Consider the following 19693-nt stretch of genomic DNA (forward strand, 5'->3'; position numbering starts at 1 on the left):
TCGACCCCCACAAGGACTAGTTATGTTGCGCTACATCGGGCGACGACTGCTCCAGATGATCCCCGTGTTCTTCGGGGCCACGCTGCTCATCTACGCACTCGTCTTCCTCATGCCCGGCGACCCCGTCGAGGCACTGGGCGGTGACCGTGGCCTGTCCGAGGCCGCCCGCGCCCGCATCGAGGCGGAGTACAACCTGGACAAACCCTTCATCATCCAGTACCTGCTCTACCTCAAGGGAATTCTCACCCTGGATTTCGGTACCACCTTCTCCGGCCAGCCGGTCGCCGACGTCATGGCCCGGGCCTTCCCGGTGACCATCAAACTCGCCCTCATGGCCCTCACGTTCGAGGCCCTCTTCGGCATCCTCTTCGGTGTCATCGCCGGCGTGCGCCGCGGCGGCATCTTCGACTCCACCGTCCTGGTCATGTCGCTCATCGTCATCGCCGTGCCGAGCTTCGTCATCGGTTTCGTCCTGCAGTTCGTCGTCGGTGTGAAATGGGGGATACTCCCCGTCACCGTGGGATCGAGAGAAACCTTCACCTCACTGCTCATGCCCGCTGTGGTACTCGGCGCCGTCTCCTTCGCCTACGTCCTGCGCCTCACACGCCAGTCGGTGAGTGAGAATCTGCGCGCCGACTACGTCCGCACCGCCCGGGCCAAGGGCCTGGGCAACGGGCAGGTCATGGGCCGCCACGTGCTGCGTAACTCGCTCATCCCCGTCGCCACCTTCCTCGGTGCCGACCTGGGTGCGCTCATGGGCGGCGCCATCGTCACCGAGGGCATCTTCGCCATCAACGGCGTCGGCGGCACCATCTACCAGGCGATCATCAAGGGCGAGCCGACGACGGTGGTCTCCTTCACCACGGTGCTCGTCATCGTCTACATCATCGCCAACCTCATCGTGGACCTGATCTACGCCGTGCTCGACCCGAGGATCCGATATGCCTGACATCAACAGAAACGTCGCCAACCCGGCCGGTGAGGACGATATCCTCGCCGGGAACCGCCTGCACCCGCGCCCGGGCCAGGACCACTTCATCGCCGAAACCGACGAGACCGGCCTCGGTGCCGTCGACGCCGTCGCCGATGAGTCCGCCCCCGCCTCCATGTGGGGTGAGGCGTGGCGCAACCTGCGTCGCCGCCCACTGTTCTGGGTCTCCGCAGTGCTCATCCTCATCGCCGTGGTCATGTCGCTGTTCCCGCAGCTGTTCACCTCCGTCGACCCGCGTACCTGCGTGCTATCCAATTCGCTGGGCGATCCGCAGCCGGGCCATCCCTTCGGCTTCGACCGCCAGGGCTGTGACATCTACGCCCGCACCATCTACGGGGCCCGCGCCTCGGTGGCGGTGGGTATCCTCACCACCGCTCTCGTGGTGGCGATCGGTACCTTCATCGGGGCGATGGCCGGATTCTTCGGCGGCATCCTTGACTCGATCCTCTCGCGCCTGACGGACGTCTTCTTCGCCATCCCGCTGGTGCTGGCCGCGATCGTCGTCATGCAGATGTTCAAGGACTACCGCACGATCCTCACGGTGGTGCTGGTCCTCGGTCTTTTCGGTTGGACGAGTATTGCCCGCATCACCCGTGGTGCGGTCATGAGCGTGAAAAACGAGGAATATGTCACTGCCGCCCGGGCGCTCGGGGCGTCGCGAATGAAAATGCTCTCCAGTCACATCATGCCGAACGCGGCGGCGCCGATCATCGTCTACGCCACCGTGGCGCTGGGCACCTTCATCGTCGCCGAGGCCACCCTGTCCTTCCTGGGTATCGGCCTGCCCCCGACCATCGTGTCGTGGGGTGGCGACATCTCCGCCGCGCAGGCCTCCCTGCGCACCAAGCCGATGGTCCTGTTCTACCCGGCCATGGCGCTCGCGCTCACCGTCCTAAGCTTCATCATGCTTGGCGACGTCGTCCGAGACGCCCTCGATCCGAAGGCGAGGAAGCGATGACCGCCCCACTTCTTGAAATGAAGGACGTGAAGATCTCCTTCACCTCCTCCACCGGCGTTGTCGAGGCCGTCCGCGGCATCGACATGACGATCTACCCGGGGCAGTCCGTCGCCATTGTCGGCGAGTCCGGCTCCGGCAAGTCCACCGCCGCCATGTCGATCCTCGGCCTGCTGCCGGGCACCGGCAAAGTCACCGGCGGGCAGATCCTCTTCAACGGGGAGGACATCACGGGCCTGAGCGACAAGGAGATGCAGAAATACCGCGGCTCCGAGATCGGCCTGGTCCCGCAGGACCCGATGTCGAATCTCAACCCGGTGTGGCGCGTCGGCACGCAGATCGGCGAGTCCCTCAAGGCCAATGATGTGGTCAAGGGCTCCGAGGTGCGCCCGCGTGTCGCGGAGCTCTTGGAGGAGGCCGGTCTGCCCGATGCCGACCGTCGCGCCCGCCAGTACCCGCACGAATTCTCCGGCGGTATGCGCCAGCGCGCGCTCATCGCCATGGGCCTGGCGGCACGTCCGAAACTGCTCATCGCCGATGAGCCGACCTCGGCACTGGACGTCACGGTGCAGAAGCGCATCCTCGACCACCTCAAGGGACTGACCGAGGAACTGGGCACCGCCGTGCTGTTCATCACCCACGACCTGGGCCTGGCCGCCGAGCGCGCCGAGCACCTCGTGGTCATGCACCGCGGCCGCATCGTCGAATCCGGGCCCTCCCTGCAGATCCTCCGCGACCCGCAGCACCCCTACACCCAGCGCCTGGTGAAGGCCGCACCCTCGCTGGCCTCAGCCCGTATCCAGTCCGCGCTGGCCGCGGGTGTGGAATCCACCGAGCTCATCGCCCACGGGCGGGAGTCGAAGCAGGAGGAGGTCATCCGGGTGGAGAACCTCACCAAAATCTTCGGTGAGAACAAGGCCGTCGATGACGTCTCCTTCACCCTGCGCAAGGGCACCACCCTGGCGCTGGTCGGCGAATCCGGCTCCGGTAAGTCGACCGTGGCGAACATGGTGCTCAACTTGCTCGACCCCACGGACGGCAAGGTGTTCTACAAGGGCACCGACCTGTCGACGCTGAGCAACAAGGAACTATTCGACATGCGCCGCAAGATGCAGGTCGTGTTCCAGAACCCTTATGGCTCGCTGGACCCGATGTTCTCCATCTTCCGCTGCATCGAGGAGCCGCTGGCCCTGCACAAGGTGGGCAGCCGTAAGGAACGCGAGGAGCGCGTCGCCGAGCTGCTCGACATGGTCGCCATGCCGCGTTCGGCCATGCGCCGGTTCCCCAACGAGCTCTCCGGCGGCCAGCGCCAGCGCATCGCCATCGCGCGCGCCCTGGCACTGCGCCCCGAGGTCCTCGTGCTCGACGAGGCCGTCTCAGCGCTGGATGTGCTGGTGCAGAACCAGATCATCCGCCTGCTCGCCGAGCTGCAGGAGGAGCTGGACCTGTCGTACCTGTTCATCACCCACGACCTCGCGGTGGTCCGCCAGACCGCCGATGACATCGTGGTGATGAAGCAGGGTGCGGTCGTCGAGCAGGGCACCTCCGACGAGGTCTTCGCGGACCCGAAGGAGGAGTACACCCGCGACCTCATCAACTCGGTGCCGGGACTCAACATCGAGCTGGGTACGGGCGAGAACCTGGGACTCACCCAGTCCTAGGAAGCCATCTCCTCGGCGAGCATGGTCAGCGCGAACCCCCGCGCCGCCGACAGCACTTCCTCCGGGGAACCGGGGAAGTGCTGTCGCTGTGTGCGGGCCCGACCGCGCACCAGGGTGGAAAACCACGTCGTACCCGGCGGCTGACCGTCCTGGCCTCCCGGCCCGCCTGCGCCGGAGACGGTGACAACCGCATCGGCGGACATGAGCTCGGCGAGGGAGGCAGCCATCGTCGATACGCACTGCGCGGAGATGACCGGGCAGCTGGCGGGAACGCCGAGCACCGCGACCTTTGTGCGTCTTTGATAGGCGACGACGCCGCCGGCGAACCAGTCGGAGGAACCCTCCTCCGCGGCCAGCTCGGAGGCCAGGGTGCCACCCGTCAACGACTCCGCCACCGCCACGGTGTAACCGTGTGCGGTGGCGAGATCGGCGATGAGCTCAGCGCTCATCAGTAGTTGGCGGGCGGGTCAGAGGCCGGGAAGGACTCCTCCTCGAACTGCTCCACCAGCTCCTCCTCGCTGGCCTCATCGCGCTTACCGGGGTTGGTCTCCTCGGCGAAGCGGGTGTCGTCGAGGTCCGGGTTCTTGTCGGGGTCGGTCATTGCTTTACCTTTCGTTGTGATGGGTATCACGTGCAATTCTACTCATCTGATGACAGCTGCGGGAGGTCTTTCACCGCCGGACCCTCGAGGACCCGGCCATCCGGGGAAAAACGCGAACCATGCAGCGGGCAGTCCCAGGATTGTTCGGCGTCGTTCCACGCCAGTGGGCCGCCCATGTGGGTGCACAGGCGGCTGACGCCACAGTCCGGAGTGTCGCCCCGCGCCAGGTTGGCCACCGAATGGCCGGCCGCCTTGGCCAGGGTCGCGGCGGTGGTGGCGGCGGTGCCGGTCAGCGTGGTGTCACCGAAGGTCTCCGCCGCGCGGCCTTCCAGCAGATCGAGGAGCATGTGGGCGGCGGCCGGGGCCGCTGCCATGCCCCATTTACTGTAACCGCCGGCGAAGTACACGCCGTCAGCGAGCTTCTCGACGACCGGCACCCCACCCACCGGGTGATAGTCCTGCGCCGACCAGGCATGGGTGCGCCGCGCGCCAGGGAAGTGGTGCTCAGCCCACGCGTCGAGGGCCTCCAAACGTTCCGACGTTTCCGTCTCCTGCCCGGTGGGATGCCCCTGGCCGCCGACGAGCAGCGTCTCGCCCGCGCGCCGCACCGAGATGCTCGGGGATTCGGCGCTGATGTACATACCCTCCGGCAGGGGCCCGTCGACATCGTAAGCACACAGGTAGGAGCGCTCCGGGGACAACGACATGGTGACCCGCCCGGTGTCGAGGATGGGCGAGGCCGTGGCCAGGATCACCTGTACGGCGTGGAGCTGACCGGCCTGCGTGCGCAGGGTGGTGCCGTCGATGCCGGTCACCCGGGTGTGGTCGGTGAGGGTGCCGCCTGCTTCGGTGAACGCCCGGCACAGGGCAACGAGTAGATCGGCCGGATCCAGTTGCAGCATGTCCGGCAGACGCACTGCCGCGTGGGTGGCGAACTCCTCGGCCGGGTGTTCTTCGAGCTCCACCGGCAGGCCGAGTTCCCGGGCCAGCTCGAATTCCTTCCGGACCGCCTCCGCACCCTCATCGCTGGTGGAGAAGGTGACAGCCGCGGTGCGTCCCACCGGCACATCGTGGGCGGTGCAGAACTCCTCCAGCCACTGCATGCCGTGGCGGTTGGCCGCCAGGTATTGCGTGGCGACGTCCGCGTTGTGCTGCGCCGCAAGATCCGACAGGCGGGTGTTCTGCAGCAGGCTGGTTTTCGCGGTGGTGGCCCCGCTGGCCCCGGCGCCGACCTGCCGGGCCTCCACCACGGCGACGCGACGTCCTGCGCGCGCCAAGAGCAAAGCAGTAGTCAGACCGGTGAAACCGGCGCCGACGACGGCGACGTCGATAAGCGAATCGGGGAGCGGGGAGACGGTGATTTCGCCGCTGACATCTCTCCAGAATTTCATCGGGACTCCTGGGGGTCGAGGACGACCTTGACGCATCCGTCGTGCTTCTTCTGGAACATCTCGTAGGCTTCCGGCGCGGTCTCAAGCGGCAGACGGTGGGTGACCAGATCGTCGACACCGAGGGGGTCGGACGCATCCTCGACGAGGGGCAGCAGGTCGTCGATCCAGGCCTTGACGTTGGCCTGGCCCATCCGCACCTGAAGCTGCTTGTCGAAGAGCGTGAGCATCGGCAAGGGGCTGGCCTGACCGCCGTACACGCCGCTCAGTGAGACGGTGCCGCCGCGACGAACCAGGTCGATGGAGGCGTGCAGAGCGCCGAGTCGGTCAATGCCGGCGTGGTCCATGAGGGGACGGGCGACGGCGTCGGGCAGCAGACCGACGCCGGTGTGCGCCACCTTGCCCAGTGGCGAACCGTGCGCCTCCATGCCGACGGCATCGACCACCGAGTCGGGGCCTCTCCCCTGGGTGGAGTCGCGGATGGCGTCGTTGGTGTCCTCGCCGAGATCAAAGACCTCCACCCCGTGTCGACGGGCCATGGCGCGGCGCTCCGGCACCGGGTCGATGCCGAAAACCCGGGCGCCGAGGTGGACGCCGATGCGTGCCGCCATCTGCCCGACCGGGCCCAGACCAAACACAGCCAGGGTGTCACCTTCCGCGACACCGGCGTAAGCCACGCCCTGCCAGGCGGTGGGCAGGATGTCGCTGAGGAAGAGGTAGCGGTGATCCGGCAGCTCCTCGCCGACCTTGATCGCCCCGAAGTCGGCGTGCGGCACCCGCAGGTACTCCGCCTGCCCGCCGGGCACCGAGCCGTAGAGGCGGGAATAACCGAACAGGCGCGCGCCGGTACCCTGCCCGGTGACCTGGGTGGTCTCGCACTGGGAGTACAGCTTCCGGTCGCACATCCAGCACCGCCCGCAGGCGATGGTGAAGGGGATGACCACGCGGTCTCCCTCCTGGAGCCCGGAGGCACTGCCCGCCTCCACGACGCGGCCCATCGGCTCGTGACCGATGATGTCGCCGGCGTCCATGTAGGGCCCGAGGACCTCGTAGAGGTGGAGGTCGGAGCCGCATATGGCGGTGGAGGTGACTTCGATGATGGCATCAGTGTCGTCTATGAGCCCCGGGTCCGGGACTGTCTCGACACTGACCTGGCGTTTACCCTGCCAAGTGACTGCTCTCATGGCTCATCAGTCCCAGAAGGTGTCGCGGTCATCGCGCAGGGCGCGCTCGCGGGCATAGGCATGGACCTTCTCCAGGGTCTCCAGCTGGCGGTAGGAGGAGGCGATGAGGTCCTCGAAGACCTGCTCGTCCAGGCCCAGCCCGGCGGCGTGCTCGCGCAGCGTCTCCCAGCCGCCGAGCTTGCCGTTGACCGCCGAACGCATGAGCTCGGCCTCCAGCAGCATCGTCATGGGGGAGCGCTCCAGGATGCGGCCGTTGAGCTTGAGGCGGCCGACGCGCTCGCCGACCCAGGCGACGGCCTGGCGGTAGGGCTTGCGGGCCAGGCCGAGATCCTCGATGACGTTGCGCAGCAGCTCACGGTCGGAGCGGATCTCATCGGCGACGGCCGACAGCTCCGCGAACATCGGGGTGTCCACGTACTCCTCGGCCATCCGCTCGATGCGGTTGACACCCGCGGTGGCGCCGGTGAGGTGGTCGGACAGGTAGAGCTCGAGAAGATCGCGGGTGTAGGAGTCCGGCACTTTCTCGCCGCCGTCCCCAGCCCCTTCGCCGGCCTGCGTATCGGCGGCGGCGTTGAGCCGGGAGTCCTTGTCGCGGGGGCGCAGCGGGGGAGAGGGCAGGCCGTGGCCCTCGATCATGCCCTCGAGCAGCTCGGCGAGGGCGTCGGCGGCGCTGACGGTGGGGCGCCAGTCCAGTTCGGCGGCGGCGCGGGAGTTGTCCATGAGCGGGACCTCCATGCCCATGTCCAGCCAACCGGGATCGGCGGGGACGGTGCCGGCCTTGTAGGCGGCGGCCAGACCGGCGCGGACCACGGCGGGCGGCAGCTCGATGAAACGACCGTGATCGACGATATCGGCCAGTTCCTGCGGGCCGAGAACATCGTCGGCGCAGATGTTGAAGGCCCCGCCGGCCTTCTTCAGGATCGCCGCCACATAGGCTCGGCCCAGGTCATCGGCGTGGACGGCCTGCAGGCGGAGGCCCTTCGGCACGGGCAGGGCGGGCAGCTTGCCGGCGCGCAGCGCCTGGATGGGGACGAGATCGCCGAGGAAGTACTCCTGGATCTCCGATCCCGCATCGCCCTGGAACGTCAGTCCCGGGCGCAGGCGGGTGACGGTGACATCTGGGTGAGTGTCCGCGAAGCGGTCGAGGATCTTCTCCTGGGCAGCCTTGTCCACGCTGTAGTGGGAGGAGTCGATGCCGCCGGTGGCCCAGGTTTCATCGCGCAGTTCCTCACGCGCCTCGTCGGGGGAGTAGGCGCCGACACTGGAGGCGACGACGAGCTGTCCGACACCCGCCCGCGCCACCGCCTGCGTGACGCGCTCGGTGCCCTCGACGTTGACGCGGCGCAGCAGCTCGCGGCGGTCATTGGGTTGAATCATCCAGGCGAGGTGCACCACGGCGTCCGCGCCTTGGAACACCTCCGCCAGTGCGGCGACGGCATCCTCTGCGGTGGAGGCGGCACCGACATCAATGGAGTGCCACTCCACCCCGGCATAGGGCGGGTGCTCATCGGGGAGGCGGCGGGCAATGCCGACGATCTCGGTGATTTCGGGGGTATCGTGCAGGGCGCGCAACAGCGCGGTGCCGTGGTTGCCGGTGGCGCCGACGATGACGACCTTCATGGTGTTCTCCTTGTTTTCTCGATCAACGTTCTACTGCCGAGGAAACGGGAAAACCCATCATATTTCAAGCATATTAAGGGAATTGGCTGCTAAATGATGTCGTCGATCGCCTCGGTGGGGCGCGCAATTCGCACTCCCCGGTCGGTGACCACGAAGGGGCGCTCAATGAGCCGCGGGTGCTGGGCCATCGCGGCGAGCAACTCCGCCTCCGGCGTCTCGGGCGACAGCCCGAGCTCGGCGTATTCCGCCTCCCGCGTGCGGATGGCGTCGTGGGCGGTGACGCCCGCGGCGTCGATAAGTTCTTTGAGCTTATCGACGTCCGGCGTGTCATCCAGGTAACGGATAATTTCTGGTTCCAGGTCGCGTTCGCGCAGGTAGGCTAGCGCTTGGCGCGATTTGGAGCAACGGGGGTTGTGGTAGATGGTGACGTTCATGCCACCACCCTAGCGCTCAGTAGTTGGCCGGCGGGTCGCTGGCGGGGAAGGACTGCTGGCCCCACTCCTCGGGAAGCTCCTCGAGCTGCTCCTCGTTGGCCTTACCGACATTCTCCGGGTGATTGTGGGTGAAGGGCTTGTCCTCCGGGAACTCCCACGTGTGCTGCTTTTCGGTCATGATGCGTTCCTTCCTTCTGAGGTGGTTGTTATCCTCAACCTACCCCGGAAATGTGGGCCGCATCACAACGATGTGGTAACTCTTGGCCCTACTCGGCGGGGACCAGGGTGACGTTATTCGCCCAGGTCAGCTCAATACCGAGGGTGCGCAGCCACTCCATGGCGTTATCCCGGTGGCGGGTGATGCCCTCGACAGCGGTGAGCGTGGTGTCGATCGCGCGCTCGGCATCCTCGGCGGAGATCAGTCCGGCGGATGTCGCGGCGGCCAGCTCATCGATGTCCTGCACATCGATCGGCTCACCCGTGACGGACACCAGGTCCACGTATAGATCGCGGGTGGACCACACACCGTCCTCGACATGGATATCGGCGACGTCGAAGTAGAAGTCCTGGCGCTCATCGACGCCGTCCCGGAAGTGGAAGATGTTGGCGCGCAGACCCAACTTGGGCAGCAACCACGACTCCAGATAGCCGAAGCGCGGGTGGTTGGCGCCGCGGGCCATGTACAGGCCGAAGTCGGTGACCTTATAGGTGTCCACCTCGCGGAGGTGGCCCTTCGGGTCGATGTTGATTCGGTCGGTGGTGTTGAAGGTTTCTTCCTTGACCGGGTGCAGATCAGCAGTCATGTCTGTTACCTCGCATCGATGATCGCAGCAGTGGGGATGAAGTCACAGGGGCCGTCCTCGGTGTGTACTCGACCGGACACCATGGCGACGACCGTGCCGTTGCCCGTGTCGGCGGTACCGGACAGCGTGGCCGGCCCGTCGGGATTGATCCCGTGATTGCCCAGCGCGGTCGCCCCGTGCTGCAGCGTGTTGATGTTGATCCAGTTGACGTGCATGCCACCCTGCCCCTGCGCCGCCGGGGCGGTGCCCAGTGCGGTGAACACAAAGGCCGTCTGCCCCTGCTTGGCTCCCGGGGCGGGGATATCGGCGGGGCCGGGGACCGCGAGGGCGGTGCCGACGGCGTCCAGCTCGCCGCCGATGCACGACCCGGACACCGTCGGCCAGTAGAACTGGGTGAACGCCGGGGCGTCGTCTGGCAGGTCCGGTCCACCGTCGCCGTTGTCACCGGCGGTGAAGGCCAGAGCGGACAGCAGCATGTTCCGCACATCGGCCGGCATCCACGGCTGGTTGGCCAGATTGCGGATCTCTGCCTGGGTGCGGGGGGTGGGGCGGCCGAGCTCGTCGAGCGGATTGTGGCTGGATAGATCAGGGAGAGGGGAGGCCGAAGCGGCGGGGGTGGCAAGAAGTGCGCTCGCCGCGGTGACGGCGGCGATCAGTGTCTTCCGGGCGGTGTGTCCCACTGACAGGCTCTCTTCCAGGTGATCTTGGGGGGTGGCAGTGTTGCAAGTGTCACAGCTCGCCAGGCGGCGTGTTAGTCACAAAAGCAACTTGGGTAACAGTAGTTTCGATACCCAACAATATTCACTTACGTCGCAGAATCAACCGGAATCGAGAAATCCCGGTTACTTATTCTTTCGCACCCTGAGACTGTTCTGTTACATTTCCGTGAAAATGTGGCGTGAACTGCGGCGTCGGGCGGACAGTCCGGACTAGGTCCGGTTTGAGGTCCGCCCGTGTGCTGGCCATCACTGTGGGGATGGGGGTATCAAGTCTGCTCCGCCGCCTCGTTAGGCCCCCCGGCCGATAGTGCACCAACCCCTCATTGCGAGTATCGTCAGGGGCTGTTCATATATCGCGCGTTCGGTCGGCCCGGGCCCGCGACCCCTTTTTGTAGGAGCAGCCCACTCGTGTCCCATCCTGAGTTCCGCAACGTCGCCATCGTCGCACACGTCGACCACGGCAAGACCACCCTCGTCAACTCCATGCTGGAGCAGTCCGGCGTGTTCGACGACCACGGTGGTGTCACCGACCGCGTGATGGACTCCGGCGACCTCGAACGCGAGAAGGGCATCACCATCCTGGCCAAGAACACCGCCGTGCGCCGCAAGGGTGCCGGCAAGGACGGCCGTGACCTCATCATCAACGTCATCGACACCCCGGGTCACGCCGACTTCGGCGGCGAGGTCGAACGCGCCCTGTCCATGGTCGACGGCGTCGTCCTGCTTGTCGACGCCTCCGAGGGCCCCCTCCCGCAGACCCGCTTCGTGCTGGGCAAGGCGTTGGCCGCGAAGATGCCAGTGATCATCCTGGTGAACAAGACCGACCGCTCCGACGCGCGTATCGACGAAGTCGTCGAGGACGCCCAGGATCTCCTCCTCGAGCTGGCCTCCGGCCTGGAGGACGAGGAGGCCGCCCTGGCCGCCGAGAGCCTGCTGGACCTGCCGGTCCTCTACGCCTCCGGCCGTGAGGGCAAGGCGTCCACCGAGAACCCGGGCAATGGTGTCGCCCCCGACGCCGCGGACCTCCAAGCCCTGTTCGACGTCATCTACGAGGTGCTCCCGGAGCCCTCCGCCGATATCGCCGCCCCGCTGCAGGCTCACGTCACCAACCTGGACTCCTCCTCCTTCCTCGGCCGCATCGGCCTGGTCCGCGTCCACGCCGGCACCTTGAAGAAGGGCCAGCAGGTCGCCTGGATCCACTACGACGACGAGGGCAACCCGCACACCAAAAACGTTCGCATCGCAGAGCTGCTGCGCACCGTCGGCACCACCCGCGTGCCCGCCGAAGGGGAGGTCGTCGCCGGTGACATCGCCGCCATCTCCGGCATCGACGAGATCATGATCGGCGACACCCTCGCCGACCCGGAGAACCCTGTCGCCCTGCCGCGCATCACCGTCGACGAGCCCGCCATCTCCATGACCATCGGTGTCAACACCTCCCCGATGGCCGGCCGCGGCGGCGGCGACAAGCTCACCGCCCGCATGGTCAAGGCCCGCCTCGACCAGGAGCTCATCGGTAACGTCTCCATCCGCGTCCTGCCCACCGAGCGCCCCGACGCCTGGGAGGTCCAGGGCCGCGGCGAGATGGCCCTGTCCGTCCTCGTCGAGACGATGCGCCGTGAGGGCTTCGAGCTGACCGTCGGCAAGCCGCAGGTGGTCACCCAGGTCATCGACGGCACCGTCCATGAGCCCTTCGAGCGCATGGTCATTGACGTCCCCTCCGAGCACCAGGGTGCCGTCACCCAGCTCATGGCCGCCCGCAAGGGCCAGATGGTGTCCATGGACACCGGCTCCGGTGACTGGGTCCGCATGGAGTTCGACGTCCCGGCCCGCGGCCTCATCGGCTTCCGCACCACTTTCATGACCGAGACCCGAGGCACCGGCATCGCCAACTCTTACGCCATCGAGCAGCGCCCCTGGGCCGGCGAGATCAAGGACCGCGCCACCGGTTCTCTGGTCGCCGACCGCTCCGGCCAGATCACCTCCTACGCCCTGCAGCAGCTGTCCGACCGCGGCAACTTCTTCGTCGAGCCGGGCACCGAGGCGTATGAGGGCATGGTCGTCGGCGCGAATAACCGCGACGAGGACATGGACATCAACATCACCCGCGAGAAGAAGCTGACCAACATGCGTGCCGCCTCCGCGGACACCACCGTCACCCTCGCCAAGGCGCATGTCCTCTCCCTCGACGAGGCCATGGAGTTCTGTGGCCAGGACGAGTGCGTCGAGGTCACCCCCGACATCCTGCGCGTGCGCAAGGTCATCCTCAACGCCACCGAGCGGGCGCGTGCCCGCTCCCGCGAGAAGGCCCTCAACAAGTAAGGTGTCACGCCCCGTCCTCGGCGTCGCGCTGCTGTTCGCCACGAACGGGGCGGCGCTCGCCTCCCTGCTTCCCTGGTACCCCACGCTCAAAGCGCAGTGGGGTCTGGGGGATCTGCTCTTCGGCCTCATGGTCGCCGCCGTCGCCGTAGGCTCACTGGCCTCCACCGTCCTGCCCTCCTTGGCCGTCAACCGTTTCGGCCCGCGCCCGGTGGTGTTCTACGGCACCATCGCCGTGGCCCTATCCCTCGCCGCCGCCGGCTGGGCCCCGAATGCGGCGGCGTTAGCGGTGGTCCTGGCTGTTATCGGGCTTCTCGACGCCGTCATCGACGTCTCCCAGAACGTCGCCGGAGTGCGCGTCGAGGCCGCCCAGGGCCGCTCGATTCTCTCGTCGATGCACGCCTTCTGGTCGCTCGGCGCGGTTGCCGGGGGAGCGGCCGGCACCCTGGCCGCCAGCTCCGGCATCGACCTGCGCGTTCACCTGGGCGCCGTCGCGCTCGCCATCATCGTCACCGTCGCCGGTGGCGTGTGGCTGACCGGCCCGGTCCCCGCGGCGGCGCCGGAATCCTCGTCGACGCGCGCGGGCGTCGATAAGCGGATCGGCACCATCATGTGGATCGCCCTACCGGCGGCACTCGTGGCCACCTCGGGGACGATGATCGAGGACATCGCCAACAACTGGGCGGGCCTGGCCTCCGTCGACCTGGTCGGGGTGGAGCTGGGGCAGGCGGGTGTCGCCTTCACCGTGGTGTTGGCGGCGCAGACGATCGGGCGTTTCACCGGTGACAAACTCATCGACGCTTTCGGCCGTGTCGCCGTGGCCCGCGCGGGAGGGGCGCTCATCGCGCTGGGCGGCGTGTTGGTCATGTCCGCGCACTCCCCGGCGCCGCTGTACATCGGTTTCGCATTGGCCGGCTTCGGGTGCGCCACCCTGGTGCCGAGTGCTTTCGCCGCGGCCGCGCGCCTGCCCGGCATATCCGAGGGGGCCGGGGTGACCGCGGTGAGCTGGCTCATGCGGGTGGGTTTCCTGGCCACCAGCCCCGTTCTTGGGGCCCTGTCCGCGGTCACCGAGCTGCGCTGGGCGCTGGGCCTGCTGGTTCTCGCGGGCGGGACCGTCCTGGTGCTCGCCCCGGCGCTGCGGGAGCGGACCCCGGCCACCCCTGGTACATAATCGTGGGTGTGAACGTCCGTCTCCTGCCCGCCGTCCTGCTCGCCGTGACGCTGAGTGCCTGCTCCGCGAACCCCGGCCCCCCGCCGGTCGAGGAGGCCCCGGAGACCACCACCACTTCCTCCGCCACACCGACCTCCACGCCGGCGCCGTCGCGGTCAGAGCAGGTCATCGCCATCGGCATCGACCCATTGCCCGCGGGTTTCAACCCGCACCTGCAGGCCGATGCCTCCAGTTTCACCCGCTCGCTGGCCGACCTGGTCCTGCCCAGCGCCTTCCCCGGCGGGGTGATGGACACGAACGTGTTGGTCTCCGCGGCGGAGATCGAGGCGATCGCCCCCGCCGCCCGCACCGTGCGCTATGTCATTTCCCCGGCGGCCCAGTGGTCGGACGGCACCCCGCTCACGGGTGCGGATTTCCGTTACCTCTGGCAGGGCATGACCTCCACCCCGGGGGTGCTTGACGCGGCCGGTTATGACGCCATCACCGAGGTCCGCACCTCGGCGGACGGGCGCACCGTCGACGTGGATTTTGCCTCCCCCGTCCCCGATTGGCGAGAGCTTTTCAACCACCTCCTGCCCGCCCACGTCTTCCAGGGTGAAATCGCCCGCTTCGCCACCGCCCTCGACGACGACATCCCGGCCTCGGGCGGCCGCTATGCGGTGCAGAGCGTGGACCGTTCCCGCGGCGTGGTCACCCTCCACCGCAATGACCGTTTCTGGGGTGCGGATCCCGCCGCCACCGACCGCGTCAGCTTCCACGAGATCCGTTCCGTCACCCAGGGTGTGGAGCAGCTGCGCACCGGCCAGATCGGCTACCTCGACGCCACCCCAGGTGAAACAGCCATCGACTCCTACCGCCTGATGCGGGACACGCAGGTGCGCCTCATCGACATCCCGCGCGAGCTGACGCTCCACCTGTCGGTGACATCCGCGCTGCTGGGGGAGCAGGAGGTGCGCGCCGAACTACATTCGCTTATCGACGTCCCCCTCATCGCCCGCCTCGCTTCCGGCCGGACCGCAGAACTCAACGTTCCCCCGCACCAGCCCGCCCGCTCCCTGGATCAGGGGCCGCCGGAGCTGCTGCCTGCACTCACCGAGGACCGTCCCCTGCGCATCGGCGTCGACCCGGCCGATGAGACGGCGGTCGCCGCCGCCCGTACCCTCACCGATCTGCTTTCCCAGTTCGAGGTGCGCGCGGAGATGGTCACCGCCGAACTCGGCGAGCACGCCGGCGCCCGCCTCCCCGAGGGGGAGGTGGATATGGTGCTGGCCTGGCAGCGCGTCGATTCGACCGCCTTGCAGCTGGCTGGGCGGTGGCAGTGCCCGCCGTCGCCGGAGGCCCCGCGCTCCGGCAACTTGAGCGGTTATTGCTCGGATGACACCCGCCGCGTGGTCGAGGGGCTGCGTAGCGGGATCATCCCCGTCGACGAGGGCAAGGGCTTCTTCCTCGGCCTCAACACGGGCGAGCATCTCACCGTGCCCGTGCTGGGGGAGAGGCGGATGCTGGTACTCGGCGACGGTATCGTGGGACCGGACCCGGACCTGGAGAACTGGACCGCCGGTATATCGACGGTGGCGAGCTGGAGGACTAATGACAACCCGTGATCTGATTGGCCGCCGCGTCATGGCCGTCCACGCCCACCCCGATGATGAATCCATCACCACCGGTGGCACCCTTTTCGACCTGGCCCGGCGTGGCGCAGACGTGCTGGTGGTCACCTGCACCCTCGGTGAAGAGGGAGAGGTCATCGGTGACACCTACGCTCACCTGGTGGGGGAGCACGCCGATCAGCTCGGTGGTTTCCGCATCGGCGAGCTCGCACGCGCCCTCGACGTGCTCGGGGTGCGTGGGGAGTTTCTCGGCGGGGCCGGTCGTTTCCGGGACTCCGGCATGGCCGGTAGCCCCGCCCATGCCCACCCGCGCGCTTTCGTCAACTCCGGCGAGACGGCTGTCGAATTGCTCACCGAGCTTATCGGCACCCACCGCCCCGACCTCCTCATCACCTACGGCCCCGACGGCGGCTACGGCCACCCGGACCACATCCGCGCCCACGAGATCACCCACGCCGCCGCCGGTGACATCTCCGTCCTGTGGACCGTCACCCCGCTGGATGCCTACCGCGCCGGTCTGGACACCATCACCGCCGTCCCGGCGGGCTGGACCCGGCCGTCGGAGGACTATGTGGAGAATCAGGGCGTCGATAGCCACGATCTCGTGGTACCGCTTGACGACGCCGCCCTCGCCGCCAAACGCGAAGCCATGCGCGCGCACGCCACCCAGATCTGGTTCGCCGACGGCCATGTCTCCACCACCAATCCGCGCGCTGCGTGGGGCCAGGGTGCACACCCCGTGTGGGCCCTGTCCAACCTCCACGCCCAGCCGCTTCTCGACGCCGAGTACTACCAGCTCGGTGCCGGCCCACTGCCGGAGTGGTGGGCATGAGCCAAGGACTCGTGCGCACCGACTTCAGCCGCGGGGAAGCCATCGGCGGGCTCGTGTGGCTGTCGGTGGCGGCGGCCATCTCCGTGCTGCTGGAAGTCGTCTACCTGGGCACCTGGGTGACCCTGCCCGGTGGGGCGCGCCTGGCGGTGCCGTACACCATCATCCTGGCGTTTCTATTCAACATGGTGCTCACCCGCACCGCCCGACTGTGGAACCCTGCCCCGGTGGTGGCCGCCATCCCGCTGTATGTGTGGCTGGGCGGCTACTTCGCGCTCATGATGGGCGTCGCCGTCACCGGGGACCAGCTGGTAGGCAGTAATATCCGCAGTGTGCTGCTACTTGCCGCGGGCGTGGCCGGAGGCGTCTGGCCGCTGGTGCGCGCGAAGTGACATACTAGGACCCACGTTTCAACTAAGGAGTGCCCGACCCCCATGACCTACATCATCGCCCAGCCCTGCGTGGACGTCCTCGACCGTTCCTGTGTGGAGGAATGCCCGGTCGACTGCATCTACGAGGGCAAGCGCATGCTCTACATCCACCCCGACGAGTGCGTCGACTGCGGTGCGTGCGAGCCCGCCTGCCCCGTCGAGGCCATCTTCTACGAGGACGACGTCCCCGAGGAATGGGACCAGTACTACGACGCCAACGTCGGCTTCTTCGACGACCTCGGGTCGCCCGGTGGGGCGGCGAAGACGGGTCCCGTCGATAAGGATCACCCCTTCGTCGCCGCGCTGCCGCCGCAGAACCAGGAGTAACCCCGTGGCCCGCACGCCCCTGGGCACCCGCCTGCCGGACTTCCCCTGGGACACCCTCGATGACGCCCGGGCCACCGCGGCCGCGCACCCCGACGGCATCGTCAACCTCTCGGTGGGCACCCCCGTCGACCCGGTCGCGCCCGGCATCCAGCTGGCCCTGGCCGAAGCCGCCGCAGAACCCGGCTACCCGCAGACCGCCGGCACACCGCAGCTGCGGGAGGCGATCGTGGCGGCGCTGGGGCGTCGCTACGGCATGAGCGGGCTGGCTCCCGACGCGGTGCTGCCGGTGGTCGGCACCAAGGAAGCCATCGCCCTGCTGCCCAGCCTGCTGGGCATCCGCGGCGGATTCGTCGTCATCCCCGAAGTGGCGTACCCCACCTACGAGGTCGCGGCCCTGATGGGAGACAACCGTATCCTGCGCGCCGACTCCCTGCTCAAGATCGGGCCCGAGAAACCCGACCTTGTGTTCCTCAACTCACCGTCGAACCCGACCGGCAAAGTCCTCGGCGTCGAGCACCTGCGCAAGGTCGTCGGCTGGGCGCGCGAACGCGGCGTCATCGTCGCCTCCGACGAGTGCTACCTCGGCCTCGGCTGGGGTGAGGAAGAACCCGTCTCCATCCTCGACCCGCGCGTCTGCGACGGCGACCACACCGGACTCATCGCCATCCACTCCCTGTCGAAGACCTCCAACCTGGCCTCCTACCGTGCCGGCTACCTCGCCGGCGACCCCGCGCTCATCGCCGAACTCCTGGAAGTGCGTAAACACCTCGGCCTCATGGTCCCCGGCCCCATCCAACAGGCGATGATCGCCGCGCTGGAGGATGACACCCAGGAAGCCGCCCAGAAGATCACCTACGCGCGACGTCGGGCGGTGTTGACGAAGGCGCTTATCGACGCCGGATTCACCATCGACAACTCCGAGGCCGGCCTCTACCTCTGGGCCACCCGCGGCGAGGACTCCCGCGCCACCGTGGACTGGTTCGCCGGCCTGGGCATCCTCGTCGCGCCGGGCGACTTCTACGGCCCCCGCGGCGCGCAGCACATCCGCATGGCGCTGACCGGCACCGACGAGCGTATCGACGCCGCCGCCACCCGCCTTGGCTGACGCCCCCATCCCCGCCCGCGAAGGAATCTCCCCGCAACGGGTCGTGCTGCGGGGCGAGGTACCCGCCGACCACACCTACTGGGCTGGCCGTTCCGGGGACGCCCCCTACCCCTTCGGCACGCGCCTTCCGGCCGGGGCAGCGTTACCGCGTCCCCAACCGGCCTGGTTCCACCCCGTGGTGCCCCCGGAGCCGCCGATCCCCTTCGACCACACGGTGCTGACCGCAGACGAACACCTCATCGTCGTGGACAAACCACACTTCCTGCCCTCCACATCGAACGGACGCATCGTCCGCGAGACAGTACAAACCCGCCTCCGCATCGCCTACGGTGCAGACGACATCGTCCCCCTGCACCGCCTCGACCGGCTGACCTCCGGGGTGCTGGTGTGCTCTAGGCGGGCGAGCACGCGCGGGAGGTATCAGCGGCTGTTTCAGGAACGGGGCGTCGAGAAGCTCTACCGCGCACGCGTCGAAGGAACACCGTCGGTGGGGGAGAAGTGGGAGATGGTGCGGCTCCCCATGATCAAGGACCGCGGGGCGCGGCAGGTGCGGGTCGGCGCCGGCGGCGTGGTGACGGACACGTGGCTGCGCCGGGTCGGTGACACCGAGGTCGAGGTGCGCCCCATCACCGGACACACCCACCAGATCCGGGTGGTCCTCAACCACCTGGGCACCCCCATCATCGGCGACGACACCTACCCCTGCGACCGCGGGCTAGACCTGTATGACTTCAGCACGCCTCTGCAACTACGCGCCACCCGCATCGCCTTCGACGACCCGCTCACCGGGCGACACCGAGTATTCGACGCCGGGGGACTAAGCTAGACCGATAGCCGTCGACCGCCGTTTCAGAGGAGAATCCGTGGGTTCCAATGCCACACGGGCTACCGCCCTGGCCAGGGTGCGCAACACCGCCCGACAATTCCTCATGTTCGGTCTCGTCGGCGGATCGGGAACAATCGTCAACCTGCTGGTCAGCGTCGCGTCGAAAAAGATCGCCGGATGGACCGCCGGCATCTCCGAACACGATGTGTTCATGCCCCTGTTCGGCACGGACTACAACATCCGCTGGTTCAACATCTTCATGACGATCGCCTTCCTCGTCGCCAACACCTGGAACTACCAGCTCAACCGCAGCTGGACCTTCCGGGGCCTGCCCCAGCGCACCTGGTGGCGCGGGTTTTTCCCCTTCCTCCTCACCGGCATCGGCGCGTTCATCGTCAGCCAGATCGTGGCGACCCTGCTCATGAACCCCACCTCACCGCTGGCCCTGCCCTCCGACATCTTCGATGACTCCACCGGCCTGCGCACCAAGTTCTACTGGGCGACCGCGATCTCCATCGTCGTGGCCATGCCGGTCAACTTCCTGGTGAATAAGCTGTGGGCCTTCCGTAAGCCGCGGAAGGCGGCACGCATCGTCGCCGAATCCCCGCCCGTTTAGGCGTCGGTGAGTAGCCCTCTGGCGGAGTATTTCCGCAGGGGGTGGGGGTTAGCTTTGGGTGGGCTGCCATCGGGTGGGTGGAATAACACCCCGCCGGGGTGGC

At 67.6% G+C, this 19693-nt stretch carries 21 protein-coding genes; 12 read left to right on the forward strand and 9 right to left on the reverse strand.

Annotation, left to right across the window (positions count from 1 at the left end; genetic code table 11):
• Positions 1-22 precede the first annotated feature (22 nt).
• Genes Q4G50_RS01500 through Q4G50_RS01510 form a run of 3 tightly spaced genes read left to right on the forward strand, consistent with a single transcriptional unit; the run spans position 23 to position 3607 of the window.
• A complete protein-coding gene (locus Q4G50_RS01500; RefSeq protein WP_303375862.1) occupies positions 23-949 on the forward strand; it encodes an ABC transporter permease in 927 nt (308 codons plus the stop codon).
• A complete protein-coding gene (locus Q4G50_RS01505) occupies positions 942-1949 on the forward strand; it encodes an ABC transporter permease (protein WP_303375863.1) in 1008 nt (335 codons plus the stop codon). Before Q4G50_RS01500 ends, Q4G50_RS01505 begins: the two co-directional genes overlap by 8 nt.
• A complete protein-coding gene (locus Q4G50_RS01510) occupies positions 1946-3607 on the forward strand; it encodes an ABC transporter ATP-binding protein (protein WP_303375864.1) in 1662 nt (553 codons plus the stop codon). The genes Q4G50_RS01505 and Q4G50_RS01510 overlap by 4 nt, the downstream gene beginning before the upstream one ends.
• Here the strand turns inward: Q4G50_RS01510 and Q4G50_RS01515 are convergent.
• The 9 genes from Q4G50_RS01515 to Q4G50_RS01555 all read right to left on the reverse strand — a co-directional run bounded on the left by Q4G50_RS01515 (position 3604) and on the right by Q4G50_RS01555 (position 10317).
• A complete protein-coding gene (locus Q4G50_RS01515; RefSeq protein WP_303375865.1) occupies positions 3604-4056 on the reverse strand; it encodes a CinA family protein in 453 nt (150 codons plus the stop codon). The two genes, Q4G50_RS01510 and Q4G50_RS01515, sit on opposite strands and share 4 nt — an antisense overlap.
• Positions 4056-4208, reverse strand: a complete 153-nt coding sequence (locus Q4G50_RS01520; RefSeq protein WP_303375866.1) for a hypothetical protein — start codon at positions 4206-4208, stop codon at positions 4056-4058. Before Q4G50_RS01520 ends, Q4G50_RS01515 begins: the two co-directional genes overlap by 1 nt.
• Before the next feature lie 38 nt (positions 4209-4246).
• The gene (locus Q4G50_RS01525; RefSeq protein WP_303375867.1) at positions 4247-5599 is read right to left on the reverse strand and encodes an FAD-dependent oxidoreductase; all 1353 of its coding nucleotides are present in this window, start codon (positions 5597-5599) and stop codon (positions 4247-4249) included.
• A complete protein-coding gene (locus tag Q4G50_RS01530; RefSeq protein WP_303375868.1) occupies positions 5596-6780 on the reverse strand; it encodes a zinc-dependent alcohol dehydrogenase in 1185 nt (394 codons plus the stop codon). Before Q4G50_RS01530 ends, Q4G50_RS01525 begins: the two co-directional genes overlap by 4 nt.
• A gap of 6 nt (positions 6781-6786) precedes the next feature.
• A complete protein-coding gene (locus Q4G50_RS01535) occupies positions 6787-8400 on the reverse strand; it encodes an NAD-dependent epimerase/dehydratase family protein (protein WP_303375869.1) in 1614 nt (537 codons plus the stop codon).
• Between the two features lie 89 nt (positions 8401-8489).
• Entirely contained in the window at positions 8490-8834 is a 345-nt protein-coding gene (gene arsC, locus Q4G50_RS01540) for an arsenate reductase (glutaredoxin) (RefSeq protein WP_303375870.1), read from the reverse strand.
• Between the two features lie 16 nt (positions 8835-8850).
• Positions 8851-9012, reverse strand: coding sequence for a hypothetical protein (locus tag Q4G50_RS01545; RefSeq protein ID WP_303375871.1), 162 nt, complete (start codon positions 9010-9012; stop codon positions 8851-8853).
• An 88-nt stretch (positions 9013-9100) separates the two neighbouring features.
• The gene (locus Q4G50_RS01550) at positions 9101-9637 is read right to left on the reverse strand and encodes a DUF402 domain-containing protein (protein ID WP_303375872.1); all 537 of its coding nucleotides are present in this window, start codon (positions 9635-9637) and stop codon (positions 9101-9103) included.
• A gap of 5 nt (positions 9638-9642) precedes the next feature.
• Entirely contained in the window at positions 9643-10317 is a 675-nt protein-coding gene (locus tag Q4G50_RS01555) for a hypothetical protein (RefSeq protein ID WP_303375873.1), read from the reverse strand.
• Positions 10318-10764: 447 nt separating this feature from the next.
• On the opposite strand from Q4G50_RS01555, the gene typA reads away from it, so the two are divergent.
• From typA to Q4G50_RS01600, 9 genes are all read left to right on the forward strand, one after another.
• Positions 10765-12678, forward strand: coding sequence for a translational GTPase TypA (gene typA / locus Q4G50_RS01560; protein ID WP_303375874.1), 1914 nt, complete (start codon positions 10765-10767; stop codon positions 12676-12678).
• A 1-nt stretch (position 12679) separates the two neighbouring features.
• Positions 12680-13846, forward strand: a complete 1167-nt coding sequence (locus Q4G50_RS01565; protein WP_303375875.1) for an MFS transporter — start codon at positions 12680-12682, stop codon at positions 13844-13846.
• Between the two features lie 8 nt (positions 13847-13854).
• Entirely contained in the window at positions 13855-15450 is a 1596-nt protein-coding gene (locus Q4G50_RS01570) for an ABC transporter family substrate-binding protein (protein ID WP_303375876.1), read from the forward strand.
• On the forward strand, positions 15437-16288 hold the full coding sequence (gene mshB / locus Q4G50_RS01575; protein WP_303375877.1) for an N-acetyl-1-D-myo-inositol-2-amino-2-deoxy-alpha-D-glucopyranoside deacetylase: 852 nt from the start codon (positions 15437-15439) through the stop codon (positions 16286-16288). Before Q4G50_RS01570 ends, mshB begins: the two co-directional genes overlap by 14 nt.
• Positions 16285-16677, forward strand: a complete 393-nt coding sequence (locus tag Q4G50_RS01580; protein ID WP_303375878.1) for a hypothetical protein — start codon at positions 16285-16287, stop codon at positions 16675-16677. Before mshB ends, Q4G50_RS01580 begins: the two co-directional genes overlap by 4 nt.
• A gap of 42 nt (positions 16678-16719) precedes the next feature.
• Positions 16720-17043 (forward strand): ferredoxin, encoded by a 324-nt coding sequence (gene fdxA / locus Q4G50_RS01585; protein WP_085550185.1) that lies wholly within the window; start codon positions 16720-16722, stop codon positions 17041-17043.
• 4 nt (positions 17044-17047) lie between these two features.
• The gene (gene dapC, locus Q4G50_RS01590) at positions 17048-18148 is read left to right on the forward strand and encodes a succinyldiaminopimelate transaminase (protein WP_303375879.1); all 1101 of its coding nucleotides are present in this window, start codon (positions 17048-17050) and stop codon (positions 18146-18148) included.
• Positions 18141-18974: a pseudouridine synthase gene (locus Q4G50_RS01595; RefSeq protein ID WP_303375880.1), complete on the forward strand. Its 834-nt coding sequence runs from the start codon at positions 18141-18143 to the stop codon at positions 18972-18974. Before dapC ends, Q4G50_RS01595 begins: the two co-directional genes overlap by 8 nt.
• 103 nt (positions 18975-19077) lie before the next feature.
• Positions 19078-19590, forward strand: a complete 513-nt coding sequence (locus Q4G50_RS01600; RefSeq protein WP_303375889.1) for a GtrA family protein — start codon at positions 19078-19080, stop codon at positions 19588-19590.
• Positions 19591-19693 lie beyond the last annotated feature (103 nt).

Source organism: Corynebacterium sp., assembly GCF_030538285.1.
In the GTDB taxonomy this organism is placed as follows: Bacteria; Actinomycetota; Actinomycetes; order Mycobacteriales; family Mycobacteriaceae; genus Corynebacterium.